This is a genomic window from Streptomyces sp. TLI_105, assembly GCF_900105415.1.
GTDB lineage: Bacteria > Actinomycetota > Actinomycetes > Streptomycetales > Streptomycetaceae > Streptomyces.
On record NZ_FNSM01000001.1, the window covers coordinates 7306163 to 7318694 of the forward strand.

Annotated in this window: 11 protein-coding genes; 5 read left to right on the plus strand and 6 right to left on the minus strand. The window is 75.2% G+C overall.

Features of this window, described 5'->3' with window-relative positions:
• Positions 1-7: 7 nt before the first annotated feature.
• A complete protein-coding gene (locus BLW86_RS33330) occupies positions 8-463 on the minus strand; it encodes an RrF2 family transcriptional regulator (RefSeq protein WP_093877466.1) in 456 nt (151 codons plus the stop codon).
• Positions 464-882: 419 nt separating this feature from the next.
• Between BLW86_RS33330 and BLW86_RS33335 the strand changes: the two genes are divergently transcribed.
• A complete protein-coding gene (locus BLW86_RS33335; RefSeq protein ID WP_093877467.1) occupies positions 883-1746 on the plus strand; it encodes a glutathione S-transferase C-terminal domain-containing protein in 864 nt (287 codons plus the stop codon).
• 99 nt (positions 1747-1845) lie between these two features.
• Here the strand turns inward: BLW86_RS33335 and BLW86_RS33340 are convergent, their stop codons facing one another.
• On the minus strand, positions 1846-2883 hold the full coding sequence (locus tag BLW86_RS33340; RefSeq protein WP_093877468.1) for an NAD-dependent epimerase/dehydratase family protein: 1038 nt from the start codon (positions 2881-2883) through the stop codon (positions 1846-1848).
• Positions 2884-3026: 143 nt separating this feature from the next.
• Here BLW86_RS33340 and BLW86_RS33345 point away from each other — a divergent pair, with 143 nt between their 5' ends.
• The gene (locus tag BLW86_RS33345; RefSeq protein ID WP_093877469.1) at positions 3027-3266 is read left to right on the plus strand and encodes a DUF5133 domain-containing protein; all 240 of its coding nucleotides are present in this window, start codon (positions 3027-3029) and stop codon (positions 3264-3266) included.
• Between the two features lie 19 nt (positions 3267-3285).
• Positions 3286-5673: an ATP-binding cassette domain-containing protein gene (locus BLW86_RS33350; RefSeq protein WP_093879005.1), complete on the plus strand. Its 2388-nt coding sequence runs from the start codon at positions 3286-3288 to the stop codon at positions 5671-5673.
• A 51-nt stretch (positions 5674-5724) separates the two neighbouring features.
• Here the strand turns inward: BLW86_RS33350 and BLW86_RS33355 are convergent, their stop codons facing one another.
• Positions 5725-6453 carry a DUF6058 family natural product biosynthesis protein gene (locus BLW86_RS33355; RefSeq protein ID WP_256341502.1) on the minus strand — a complete coding sequence of 243 codons (729 nt, stop codon included), beginning with the start codon at positions 6451-6453 and terminating at the stop codon, positions 5725-5727.
• Between the two features lie 157 nt (positions 6454-6610).
• Positions 6611-7861 carry a D-alanyl-D-alanine carboxypeptidase family protein gene (locus BLW86_RS33360; RefSeq protein ID WP_093877470.1) on the minus strand — a complete coding sequence of 417 codons (1251 nt, stop codon included), beginning with the start codon at positions 7859-7861 and terminating at the stop codon, positions 6611-6613.
• 341 nt (positions 7862-8202) lie between these two features.
• Here BLW86_RS33360 and BLW86_RS33365 point away from each other — a divergent pair, with 341 nt between their 5' ends.
• Positions 8203-10296, plus strand: coding sequence for a potassium channel family protein (locus BLW86_RS33365; RefSeq protein ID WP_256341728.1), 2094 nt, complete (start codon positions 8203-8205; stop codon positions 10294-10296).
• 109 nt (positions 10297-10405) lie between these two features.
• Positions 10406-11611, plus strand: a complete 1206-nt coding sequence (locus BLW86_RS33370; protein ID WP_093879007.1) for a cytochrome P450 family protein — start codon at positions 10406-10408, stop codon at positions 11609-11611.
• Positions 11612-11734: 123 nt separating this feature from the next.
• Here the strand turns inward: BLW86_RS33370 and BLW86_RS33375 are convergent, their stop codons facing one another.
• Positions 11735-11980 (minus strand): hypothetical protein, encoded by a 246-nt coding sequence (locus BLW86_RS33375; protein WP_030689826.1) that lies wholly within the window; start codon positions 11978-11980, stop codon positions 11735-11737.
• Positions 11981-12042: 62 nt separating this feature from the next.
• Positions 12043-12519: an NUDIX hydrolase gene (locus BLW86_RS33380; protein WP_093877471.1), complete on the minus strand. Its 477-nt coding sequence runs from the start codon at positions 12517-12519 to the stop codon at positions 12043-12045.
• Positions 12520-12532: the final 13 nt, after the last annotated feature.

Here is a 12532-nt window from a genome sequence, read left to right on the forward strand (position 1 = left end):
CGGCCGGTCAGGGGTTGGTCCAGGCCTCCGGGTCGTCCGCGAGCGCCACGATCCCGGCCGGCAGCTTCGCCGCCGCGAGCTCCGCGAGGGACACCCCCAACACGCCCCGGACGCTGGCCCGCAGCGCGATCCACAGCGTCAGCAGCGACTCGGCCGGCCCCGTGTACGACAGGTCCGGCGGCCGTTCTCCCCGTACGGAGACCAGCGGGCCGTCCACGCAGCGGATGACGTCCGCGACCGAGATCGTCTCGGCCGGGCGGGCCAGCCAGTACCCGCCGTTGCCGCCGCGCTGGCTCTGCACCAGACCGCCCTTGCGCATGTCGCCGAGGATGCCCTCCAGGAACTTGTGCGAGATGTCCTGGTCCACCGCGATGGTCTCCGCCTTCAGCGGCCCCGCGTCCTGGGCTGCGGCGAGCTGGAGGGCGGCCCGCACCGCGTAGTCGGCCCTGGCTGAAATGCGCATGCGCGCATTATCCCGCACGTGCGCGGCCGGAGCCGTGCGCCCGCGCGGCGACTCGTACCGGCACGTGAGACGGCCCGTACCGCACCCTTGACGGCGCCCGGGGCCCGCCGGACACTCATGGACGGGAAACCGAGCGAACAGGTAGGAAATCATGGGACGCACCGGCCGGAGGGACACCTCGCCCGCCTCGTCCCTCCCGCGCCCGCTCCCCCTGACGTCCCGCCGGCACATCGATCTGCTGCGGGTCTGCAGCGCGGCGGGGCACCGTCCCCGCGCAGGCGTCCACCCCGTCCGCTGAGACGCCCGCCGCGGTCCGCCCGTCTCCTCTTCCCGTACCTCTGCCGCCCCGGGCCCCGCGCGGCCGCGTCGCGCCGTCGCACGCCGCCCGAGCAGGCACCGAGCACCCCCGAGGGAGAACCATGTCCGTCGTCGTCCCGTCCCGGCTCCTGCCCGCCTCCGCCGCCGTGCCCGTCTTCCGGGGCCGGATCGGCCGCGACGCGAACAGCGGCCACTACGCCGTCCCGCACCGCTACCGCCTCCACGTCGACCCGTCCGACCCCCGGTGTCTGGGCATCGCCCTCACCCACGGCCTGCTCGGACTCGACGCCACGCTCCCGCTCACCGTGCTCCCCGGCACCCCCGACACGCCCGACGGCGGGTACGCCGCGCTCCGCCCGCTGTACGAGGCGAGCGCCCACCTCTACACCGGCCCGGCCGCCGCCCCCGTCCTCAGCGACGGCTGGACCGGACGGATCGTCAGCACCCACGTCCCCGACATCCTCCGGGACCTCGCCCTGCGCTTCCGCGGCGACGGCCCCGACCTGCTGCCCGAAGCGCACCGCGACGCCGTCGACGCGATCGCCGACCTGTGCGAGCGGAGCGTCAACCGGGCCGCCCAGCACGCCGGCGAACTCGGGCTGGACGACGAATCCGCCCACCACGACCCGCTCACCGTCCTCTTCGCCGCGCTCGGCTCCCTGGAACGCCGCCTCACCCACCGGCCGTACGTCCTCGGCGACGCCCTGACCGCCGCCGACGTGCACGTCTGGGTCACCCTCGTCCAGCTCGACACCGTGCACCGCTGGCACCTCGACGCCGCCGCCATGGACCGCGTCGCCGCACACCCCGCGCTGTGGGCCTACGCCCAGCGCCTCGCCGCCCGCCCCGAGTTCGCCCGCCACCTCGACATCGACGCCCTCCTGCGCCGCCACCGCGCCCACTGCCGCGGCCGTGAGGCCGCCGGCGCGGCCATACGCCTCGTCGACTGGTCCGCCGGGCGCTGACGGGCACCGACGCGCCCGCCCCGGCGGCCGCCCCCCGCTTCCCCGCGGGGGGATGGTCAGACACCCCCTGGGGCACCGCCCCGGCTCCGGCGGGCGCCGTCAGCCGACGCGGCGCCCCGCCAGCGGGGCCGTGTCGTCGCCCGTGCCCCCGCGGACCCCGCGCAGGAACGCCTCCAGGGCCTCCAGCGAGCTCGCCGCCGGCTCCCAGCCCAGCTCCCGCCGGGCCCGCTCGGTGGCGAGCAGCGGCAGGTGCCGCAGCGCGTCGAAGAGGCCCGGGGAGGCGGGGACCAGCCGCAACCGCCAGGCCGCCGAGAGGGCACCCCGTACCGCGCCGGCGGGCACCTTCACCGGCCGGGCGTGCAGCAGCTCGCCCAGCGTCGCCCCGTCGATCACCGGCTCCGCGGCGAGGTTGAACGGGCCCCGGACGTCCCGCAACAGCGCCCTGCGGTAGGCGTCCGCCGCGTCCTCGGTGTGCAGGACCTGGAAGCGGAGCCCCTCGAACTCCGGCAGCAGCGGCAGCAGTTCGGGCCGCATCAGCTGTCCGGGGAAGAACCGCCCCGCGAAGATCCGCCGCTGCTCGCTCGCCGACTCCTCCTTGAAGAGGAACGCCGGGCGCATCCGGACCACCCGGGTCAGCGGATGGTCCCGCTCGAACGTGTCGAGGACCCGCTCCAGATAGGCCTTCTCCCGGGTGTACGCGGCGCCCGGCCAACCGTGCGTCGGCCACGCCTCGGACACCGGGGAGCCGCCGTCGGGGCCGGGGGAGTACGCGCCCACCGAGGAGGCGTGCACCAGGACCGGCACCCGCGCCGCCGCCACCGCGTCGAAGACGCGGACCGAGCCCAGGACATTGGTCCGCCAGGTCTCCACCGGGTCATGGGTCGGCCCGAACCGCCAGGCCAGGTGCACCACCGCGTCCGCGTCCGCCACGTACTGCGCGAGCCGGGGCTCGTCCCCGTCCCGGGAGAGGTCCAGCTCGGCCCACTCCACCCCGGGCAGGTCGAAGCCGGGCCGGCGGCGGGCGAGACCGAGGACGGAGCCGATGCCCGGCTCACGGGCCAGGACCCGGATGAGGCTCGTGCCGACGTTGCCGGTGGCGCCCGTGACGACGACGCGCGAAATCGTGCTCGGATTCATGTCTCCGACCCTCCGCCATGGGCGGCGGAAGCGCATTCCGACAGCCGCCCCTGGCCATCACCGTCACTCACCGTGTTCGTATGGGTCGCGGACGCGGCCGTCGACCGGGAATATGGAGCGACTCAGGAGACAGGAGAACGGCCATGCTGCTGCCCGACAGGAACACCGTCGACCGGCTGCTCCGGCACTTCCGCGCCCAGGAGCGGACCGTGCAGGACAGGCCGTGCGACCTGTCGGCCCGCCGGCGCTTCGAGGACACGGCGTACACCCTGTGCGTCCTGATGGGAGTGCGCACCGCCCGCGAGGCCGTCCTCGCCGCGGAACGCTACGTGACGACCGCGGAGATCAGGAATCGAGAAGCACGGCCCCCGTGCCGCCACTAGCGTGACTGCCATGAACACGATGAACACAGCCCCGGGGGCGGACGAGCGGGCGTCCGCCCCCCACGCCGCCGACCGGCACGACCTGATCCGCGTCCACGGCGCGCGGGAGAACAACCTCAAGGACGTGAGCATCGAGATCCCGAAGCGCCGGCTCACGGTCTTCACCGGCGTCTCCGGCTCGGGCAAGAGCTCCCTCGTGTTCGACACGATCGCCGCCGAGTCGCAGCGGCTGATCAACGAGACGTACAGCGCCTTCGTCCAGGGCTTCATGCCGACGCTCGCCCGGCCCGAGGTCGACGTCCTCGACGGCCTGACGACCGCGATCATCGTCGACCAGCAGCGCCTCGGCGCAGACCCCCGCTCCACCGTCGGCACCGCCACCGACGCCAACGCGATGCTGAGGATCCTCTTCAGCCGCCTCGGCGAGCCGCACATCGGCCCGCCCAGCGCCTACGCCTTCAACGTCCCCTCGGTCCGGGCCAGCGGCGCGATCACCGTCGAGCGCGGTAACAAGAAGACCGAGCGGGCGACCTTCGAGCGCACCGGCGGCATGTGTCCGGGCTGCGAGGGCCGGGGCACGGTCTCCGACATCGACCTCACCCGGCTCTACGACGACTCCAAGTCGCTCGCCGAGGGCGCGCTCACCGTCCCCGGCTACACCCCGGGCGGCTGGAACCACCGCCTCTACAGCGAGTCCGGCCTCGTCGACCCGGACAAGCCGATCCGGAAGTACACCAAGAAGGAACTCCAGGCCTTCCTCCACCACGCGCCGGTCCGGATGAAGATCGCCGGGATCAACATGACCTACGAGGGTCTGATCCCGCGCATCCAGAAGTCCTTCCTGGCCAAGGACAAAGAGGGCATGCAGCCCCACATCCGGGCGTTCGTCGAGCGGGCCGTCACCTTCACCACCTGCCCCGACTGCGACGGCACCCGCCTCAGCGCGGGCGCCAGGGCGTCGAAGATCGGGCGGATCAGCATCGCCGACGCCTGCGCGATGCAGATCAGCGACCTCGCCGCCTGGGTCCGCGGCCTCGACGAGCCCTCGGTGGCGCCGCTGCTCACCGCGCTCCAGCTGACCCTGGACTCGTTCGTGGAGATCGGCCTCGGCTATCTCTCCCTCGACCGGCCGTCGGGCACGCTGTCGGGCGGCGAGGCGCAGCGCGTCAAGATGATCCGCCACCTCGGCTCCTCGCTCACCGACGTCACGTACGTCTTCGACGAGCCCACCATCGGCCTGCACCCGCACGACATCCGGCGGATGAACGACCTGCTGCTCCAGCTGCGCGACAAGGGCAACACGGTGCTCGTCGTGGAGCACAAGCCGGAGGCCATCGCGATCGCCGACCACGTCGTCGACCTCGGCCCCGGCGCCGGCACGGCCGGCGGCACCGTCTGCTTCGAGGGCACCGTGGACGGGCTGCGGGCCTCCGGCACCGTCACCGGACGCCACCTCGACGACCGGGCCGCCGTCAAGGAATCGGTCCGCAGGCCCACCGGGGCCCTGAAGATCCGGGGCGCGTCGACGCACAACCTGCGCGACGTCGACGTCGACATCCCGCTCGGCGTGCTCACCGTCGTGACCGGCGTCGCCGGCTCCGGCAAGAGCTCGCTCGTGCACGGCTCGATCCCCGCCGGCGAGGAGGTGATCTCCGTCGACCAGGGCGCGATCCGCGGCTCCCGGCGCAGCAACCCCGCCACGTACACCGGACTCCTCGACCCGATCCGCAAGGCCTTCGCCAAGGCCAACGGCGTGAAGCCGGCGCTGTTCAGCGCCAACTCCGAGGGCGCCTGCCCCACCTGCAACGGCGCGGGCGTCGTCTACACCGACCTCGGCATGATGGCCGGCGTCTCTTCCACCTGCGAGGACTGCGAGGGCAAGCGGTTCCAGCCCGCGGTGCTCGAACACCTCCTCGGCGGCCGGGACATCAGCGAGGTGCTCGCGATGTCCGTGACCGAGGCCGAGGAGTTCTTCGGCTCCGGCGAGGCGCACATCCCGGCCGCACAGCGGATCCTGGCCCGGCTCGCCGACGTCGGGCTCGGCTACCTGAGCCTCGGCCAGCCGCTCACCACGCTCTCCGGCGGCGAGCGGCAGCGCCTCAAGCTGGCCACGCACATGGGCGACAAGGGCGGCGTCTACGTCCTCGACGAGCCGACCACCGGCCTCCACCTCGCCGACGTCGAGCAGCTCCTCGGCCTGCTCGACCGGCTCGTGGACTCCGGCAAGTCGGTCATCGTCGTCGAGCACCACCAGGCCGTCATGGCGCACGCCGACTGGATCGTCGACCTGGGCCCCGGCGCGGGCCACGACGGCGGGAAGGTCGTCTTCGAGGGCACGCCCGCCGACCTCGTCGCGGCCCGCTCCACCCTCACCGGCGAGCACCTCGCGGAGTACGTCGGCGCCTGACGGGCGCGGACGAGCGGCGACCCCGGGGCTCAGGCCCCCCGGGGTCGCCGCTCAGCGAGACGCGAGGGGGAAGAGCGCCCTGGGCGCCTCCACGCAGGTGTCCCGCGAGACCGGCCCGCCGAACCGCAGCCGGTCGTACGCCGTGAACGCCGGCTCCAGGGCGTCCAGCTCGTCCACGCGCGCGTGGAGGGCGGCGCGCCACTCCGGCGAGGGGTCGTCCCCGGCCGCCGCGAGGCGCGCGGCGATCTCCGCCGTCAGCTCGTCCTTCCGGTGGATGTTCGCCGGAGTGACCGCGTGCAGGCAGACGTACCGGCCGCTCAGGTACGCCTCCCACTCCTCGTCGCCCCGATCCGGGTCCTCCCAGTGCCCGGTGAACCAGGCGTGCAGGCGGTCGGCGCCGCCCGCCGCGTCGGCGAGCGCGAACAGGTCGCGCGGCACCATCTCGGCGCCGTCCGACCGCAGATAGCCGGGCAGCGGCAGCAGCCCCGCGAGCATCAGCGACCGGACCTCGTCGGGATCCCGCCCGAGCGCGGCGCACAGCGCGTCCAGCGGGACGAACTGGGCGGTGACGTACGCGTCGTCGGCGGCGGTCATCGGATGGTCGCCGTTCACCTCACGGAACCGCTCGGCGATCCGCGCGGACGGCGACCGTCCCTCCGCGGCCCTGTCCGCCGGTGCCCGGTCCTTCGGCGCCCTGTCCGTCGGCGTCCGGTCCCTCGCCGCTCCGTCCGGCAGGGCTCCGTCCGGCAGCCTCTGCTCCGTCGGCGTCCGGTCCGTCATCGCGTCACTCCTCGGGAAGGCCGCCCGGGCCGGCCCCGGGCGGTGTTCCCGCAGGCTAGAAGCCGGACCGTGCGGCGCCCACCGAACCGTCGCCGGCACGACCCGGGTCCGGTGTCTCCAGTGGCGCCGCACGACCGGCGGTCCATGAGGCGGGGCGTCAGGCCCGGCGGGCCGTCCTGCGCCGCCACCCCCACAGGGCGAGCGCGGCGGCGCAGGCCGAGCCCACCAGGGTCAGCGGAAGGCCGGCCGACGGGCCCGAGGGCTCCGCCTCCCGGGACCTCCGCGCGGGCGCGGCCGCCGTCTCGGCCCCGGGCCGGGGCGGCGCCGCCTCCGCGCCGCGTCCCTTCCGGGCCACCGACACGGCCCGCGTGCCCGGGTCGGCCGCCGCCTTCGCCCGCACCGGCGCGAGCGAGCCCACCGGCCGCACCCGGCCCGCGGCCTCGAAGCCCCAGTCGAGCAGCGCCCGGGCCTCCTCGTACACGGCGAACCCGCCGCCCTGCTGAGGGTTCATCACCGAGACGACGAGCGTCCGGTCACCGCGCCGGGCCGCCGAGACCAGGGTGTTGCCCGCGTTGCTCGTGTAGCCGTTCTTGATCCCGAGGAGCCCGGGGTAGCGGTCCACCCCGTCGGCGCCCGTCAGGAGCCGGTTGGTGTTGGCGATGCCGTACGACCAGGAGCCCGCCGGGAAGTCCGCGTACGCCGTCGAGCAGTACCGGGCGAAGTCCGGGTCCTGGAGCCCGGCCCGGCCGAACACCGCCAGGTCGTACGCGGAGGACACCTGGCCCGGGGCGTCGTACCCGTCGGGGGAGACCACGTGGGTGTCCTGGGCGCCCAGGGAGCGGGCCTTCTCCTGCATCTGCCGGGTCGTCGACTCCCAGCCGCCGTTCATCGCCGCCAGGACGTGCACGGCGTCGTTCCCCGAGCTGAGGAAGACGCCGTTCCACAGGTCCGAGACCTTGTACGTGTACCCCTCCTTCACCCCGACCAGGCTGCTGCCGGCCCCGATCCCGGTCAGCTCGGAATCGGCCACGGTGTGCCGCTCGGACGGCGCGTGGTGGGGGAGCGCGGTGAGCGCGAACAGCGTCTTGAGGGTGCTGGCCGGCGGCAGTTTCCGGTGCGCGTTCCGCGCGGCGAGCACCTCGCCCGAGGAGACGTCCGCCACGACCCACGACAGCGCGGAGACCGACGGCACGGAAGGGGCTCCCGGCAGCCGCTGCACCTGCGTGCCCCGCCGGTCGAGGCGCGCCCGGTCGACGTACTGGCGCGCGGGCGGCGTGGGCTCCCCGACGGAAGACGTGACGGAGGGGACGAGGGTGGCGGAAGAGGCGGCGGCCGCCGGAACGGGCAGCACGAACAGCAGCGCCGCGGAACCGGCGGCGGCATGACGGACAGCTGACGTGACGATCATTCAGCCACCGTAGGAAGGGGGTGCGGACCGCGCAGATCGGAGTGCGCCGACCGGCGTAGCGGGTGTGGCGTACGGCGGCGCGTCGTGCACCCGCCCGGGTGGTGCTCCACGGCCCGCCCCGGCCGGGACCCGCTGTCGGTGGCGCAGGGCATCCTTGTGACGTGTCCTCACACCCGCATCACAGCAGCGCCGTTCCGGGCCCCGTCGCCGGAGCGGCCCCCGCCGGACCGGCGGGCAGGCCCGTCCCCGGCCCCGCCCGGCCGGTCGGAACGCCCGCCGGTCCGTTCGGCGCGCCCGCCCTCCGGGCCGAGCGGCAGGCCCGCACCGCCCCCGCCGGGCACATGATCGTGTGCGGCGACGACGCCCTCGCCCACCGCCTCGCGCGCGAACTCCACGAGGTGTACGGAGAGCAGGTCACCCTCCTGGTGCCGGCGCTGCCCGACGCGCCCCGCACCCCCGCCGGCCGCACCGGCCGGGCGCTCGCCCTCTTCGGGCGGGTGACCGCCGCCGTCACCCGCACCACCGCGGCCGGCGCGACGGCCGCGACCCCCGCGGACGGCACCGACCCCACCGGGGCCCTGCGGGTCGTCGAGGCGTCGGAGGCGGACGACCGGGCCCTGACGGACGCCGGGGCGGAGCGCGCCGCCGCCCTCGCCCTCGTCCACGAGGACGACGAGACCAACATCCGGGCCGCGCTCACCGCCCGCCGCCTCAACCCCCGGCTGCGTCTGGTGATCCGGCTCTACAACCGCAAGCTGGGCCAGCATCTGGAAACCCTCCTCGACCAGGCCGCCGCCGTCGCCGAACCCGGCCTCGACCCCGAGAAGCTCGACGCCGCCACCACGGTCCTCTCCGACGTCGACACCGCCGCTCCCGGCCTCGCCGCGGCCGCCGTCGCGGGGACCAGCAAGGTGGTCCAGGCCGGAGGACTGCTGCTGCACGCCGTCGACCGGCCGCCCGTCGCCGGCCAGGCGCCCGACCCCGGGCTCTGCACGCTCGCCCTGCTCTCGGCCACCGCCAGCGACCCGGCCGGCTGCGAGGGCTCCGAGCGCAGCGGCGACGTCGGCCCCCGGCTCCTCCCCGACGACCGGACGGTCGCCGCAGCCACCGGACGGGCTGCCGTCACCCTCGAAGCGGTCACCCCGGCGGGCCCGGCCCTCCCGGCGGCCCGCCTCGCCGCCTCCGCGCTGCCCGTCGCCTCGCTCTTCTCCCGCCGCCTGCGCTGGTCCCTCGCCGGCGCCGTCGCCGCCGTCCTCGCGCTCGCCCTCGCCTCCACCTTCACCACCGGCGACCACCCCCTGCACGCCGCCTATCTGACGCTGCTCGACGTCTTCGCCATCGGCGACCCGGCGGTCGGCGAACCGACCGGTCGTCAGGTCCTGCAGATCCTCGCCGGGTTCGTCGGCCTCCTGCTGCTCCCGGTGATCGTCGCCGCCCTCCTCGAAGGCCTCGGCACCTTCCGCACCGCGACCACCCTGCGCCGCCCGCCGCGCGGACTCTCCGGCCACGTCGTCCTCCTCGGGCTCGGCAAGGTCGGCACCCGCGTCCTCGCCCGGCTCCGGGGACTGAACATCCCGGTGGTGTGCGTCGAATCCGACCCCGAGGCCCGGGGCATCGCCGTCGCCCGCAGGCTGCGCGTCCCCACCGTCATCGGCGACGTCACCGAGGAAGGCGTCCTGGAGGCGGCCCGCATCCACCGCGCGCACGCCCTCCTCGCCCTGACCAGCGTCGACATCACCAACCTGGAGGCCGCGCTGTCGGCCCGCGCCGTCATCCCCGACCTGCGGGTCGTGCTGCGGCTCTACGACGACGACTTCGCCACCGCCGTCTTCCGCACCCTGCGCACCGCCCACCCCGGGGCCCTCACCCGCAGCCGCAGCGTCTCCCACCTCGCCGCGCCCGCCTTCGCGGGCGCCATGATGGGCCGCCAGGTCCTCGGGGCCGTGCCCGTCGAACGCCGTGTCCTCCTCTTCGCCGCCGTGGACGTCGTGGACCACCCGCTCCTGGACGGCCGGACGGTCGCCCAGGCCTTTCACCCCGGCTCCTGGCGGGTCATCGCGCTCGACAGCGGCGGCCACGGCCCCTCCGGCGAGGGCTGGCGCCTCGCGCCCGAGCGCCTCCTCGGCCCGGGGGACCGGGTCGTCGTGGCCGCCACCCGCCGAGGCCTGGCCGAACTCCTCCGCCGAGCCGACCGAGGCGCTCGGGGTGACGAGGATGCTCGGGGTGACCTGGCCGCTGGGGATGACCAAGGTGCTTCGGGTGGCCTGGCCGCTCGAGGAGACCGAGAGACCAGGGGTGACCGAGAGGCCAGGGGTGACCGAGGCGAGCGGGGCGGGCGGATCGACGGAGGCGAGCGGCGGGACCGGGGCCGCCCCGGTGCCGCGGCCGACGGGGAGGGTGCCCCGGACAACTCCATACGAACGCCGCGGGGTTGACCGTAGGATCTGACCGCTCACGCGCCGAGACGGCCCGCCCCCGCAGTCAGGAGCCCCTCCCTTGAACACACCGCACACCACCCCGCCCTCCGCCCGCCCGCCGTACCGCATGGACCCGGCGGGCGGCTGCCCGCACGCGGCGAACGCCCGGCTGCTCACCGAGGGCGCCGTGGCTCCCGTGGTGCTGCCCGGCGAGATCGAGGGCATGGCGGTGCTCGGCCACGACGCGCTGCGCGACTTCCTCTCCCACCCCGACGTCGCCAAGGGCCCCCAGCACTTCACCGCCCTCACCGAGGGCCGCATACCCGACGGCTGGCCGCTGCGGACCTTCGCCACCGTGCCCGGCATGACCACCGCCGACGGCGCCGACCACCGCCGCCTGCGCACCCTCGTCAGCAGCGCCTTCACCGCCCGCCGGGTCGAGGAGCTCCGCCCCCGCGTCGAGACCGTCACCGCCGGGCTCCTCGACGGACTCGCGGAAGCCGCCCGCGCCGGCGACGGCGTCGCCGATCTGCGCCGCCACTACGCGCTGCCCCTGCCCCTCGGCGTCATCTGCGAACTCCTCGGCGTCGACCCGGCCCACCAGGACCGGCTGCACCACCTCTCCAGCCTGGTCGTCGCCACCGACACCGAGCCCGCGCGGGCCGTCGCCGCCAACCGCGAGCTCGTCGAGCTCCTGGGCTCCATCGCCGCCGACAAGGCCGCCGCGCCCGGCGACGACCTCACCAGCGCCCTCATCGCCGCCCGGGACGGGGACGGCGACCGGCTCAGCCAGCCCGAGCTCATCGGCACGCTGCTCCTGATGATCATCGCGGGCCACGAGACCACCCTGAACCTCGTCACCAACGCGGTCCGCGCGCTCTGCGCCCACCGCGAGCAGCTCGCCCTCGTCCTGGAAGGCCGCGCCGCCTGGGCCGACGTGGTGGAGGAGACCCTCCGCTGGGACAGCCCGGTCAGCTACTTCCCGTTCCGCTACCCCACCCGTGACCTCACCGTGGACGGCACCCTCATCCCGCGGGGCACCCCCGTCCTCGCCGGATACTCGGCGGCGGGCCGCGACACGAAGGCGCACGGCCCGGACGCCGACCGCTTCGACATCACCCGCGCCGGGACGGTGAAGCACCTCTCGCTCGGCCACGGCCCCCACTACTGCCTGGGCGCCCCGCTCGCCCGGATGGAGGCCGCGATCGCCCTGGAGGCGCTCTTCACCCGCTTCCCCGACCTGGACCTCGCGGTCCCGGAGGCCGAGCTGACCCGCCACGCCGGCTTCGTCGGCAACAGCGTCCGGGCCCTCCCCGTCCGCCCGGGCGCCTGACCGCGCGCCGCCTCCGGCGCCGGCACCCGTCGCGGCCGGGCGGACGGAACCACACGGCCGCGACGGGCGCGCCGCCCCGCCCCCGCGTCCGGAACCGCCCCCGGCCGCGACGGGGCCCCGCCCTCAGCCGGTCCGCCCCCAGGCGTTCGTGGGGGAGGCCCGCAGGGAGGAGACGAGGCGCAGCAACCGGTCCTCGTTCCCGGCGAGGCCCGCGGCGCGGAGCGCCTCGTCGGCCTCGGCCATCGGGTGGGTGAGCATCACTCCCGCGTACGGGGCGAGCTGCGGATCGGTCAGCACGGCCTGCGTGGATTCGAGCAGCCGCAGGTACGCCTGGGCGGCCGCGCGCTCACTGGCGGTGATCGTGGTCATGTCGGGCTCCCTCTCGACAGTTCGGCGCTCACCACCCTCTCGTACGGGTCTGACAATCGGGCTCAGGCCCGTCCGCCGAGGTGCGCCGTCAGCCGCTCCAGGAATACCCGCTGCCCGGAGACGAGCAGCGGAGCGGCGGCCTCCGGAGCGAACCAGCCCACCCGGTCGATCTCCGGGAACGCCTCCCGGACGCCCGACCGGGGCGGCCACTCCATGACGAAGGTCCCCGGCACCACCTCGGCCGGGTCGAGATCGCCCTCGACGGCCCACACGGTGACGAGCTTCCCGTTCCGCTGGCGGGCCTCGCCGAGGGCGAACCACTCGCCGTCGGGGGCCGGGAGGCCCAGCTCCTCCAGGAACTCACGGCGGGCCGCGGCCTCGGGAGCCTCGTCGGGCTCGTACTCCCCCTTGGGGATCGACCAGGCCGACTCCTCGCGGGCCGCCCAGAAGGGCCCGCCCATGTGACCGATGAGGACCTCGACGCCCCCGTCCGTCGTACGGCGGAAGACCAGGAGGCCCGCGCTGCGCTTGTCCGGCATGCGCCCCAGTGTG

What these genes read in the sequence shown, in the direction of transcription:
- BLW86_RS33330 (WP_093877466.1), bottom strand. Translation starts at nt 463, where the DNA reads ATGCGCATTTCAGCCAGGGCCGACTACGCGGTGCGGGCCGCCCTCCAG.
- BLW86_RS33335 (WP_093877467.1), top strand. Translation starts at nt 883, where the DNA reads ATGTCCGTCGTCGTCCCGTCCCGGCTCCTGCCCGCCTCCGCCGCCGTG.
- BLW86_RS33340 (WP_093877468.1), bottom strand. Translation starts at nt 2,883, where the DNA reads ATGAATCCGAGCACGATTTCGCGCGTCGTCGTCACGGGCGCCACCGGC.
- BLW86_RS33345 (WP_093877469.1), top strand. Translation starts at nt 3,027, where the DNA reads ATGCTGCTGCCCGACAGGAACACCGTCGACCGGCTGCTCCGGCACTTC.
- BLW86_RS33350 (WP_093879005.1), top strand. Translation starts at nt 3,286, where the DNA reads ATGAACACAGCCCCGGGGGCGGACGAGCGGGCGTCCGCCCCCCACGCC.
- BLW86_RS33355 (WP_256341502.1), bottom strand. Translation starts at nt 6,453, where the DNA reads ATGACGGACCGGACGCCGACGGAGCAGAGGCTGCCGGACGGAGCCCTG.
- BLW86_RS33360 (WP_093877470.1), bottom strand. Translation starts at nt 7,861, where the DNA reads ATGATCGTCACGTCAGCTGTCCGTCATGCCGCCGCCGGTTCCGCGGCG.
- BLW86_RS33365 (WP_256341728.1), top strand. Translation starts at nt 8,203, where the DNA reads ATGATCGTGTGCGGCGACGACGCCCTCGCCCACCGCCTCGCGCGCGAA.
- BLW86_RS33370 (WP_093879007.1), top strand. Translation starts at nt 10,406, where the DNA reads ATGGACCCGGCGGGCGGCTGCCCGCACGCGGCGAACGCCCGGCTGCTC.
- BLW86_RS33375 (WP_030689826.1), bottom strand. Translation starts at nt 11,980, where the DNA reads ATGACCACGATCACCGCCAGTGAGCGCGCGGCCGCCCAGGCGTACCTG.
- BLW86_RS33380 (WP_093877471.1), bottom strand. Translation starts at nt 12,519, where the DNA reads ATGCCGGACAAGCGCAGCGCGGGCCTCCTGGTCTTCCGCCGTACGACG.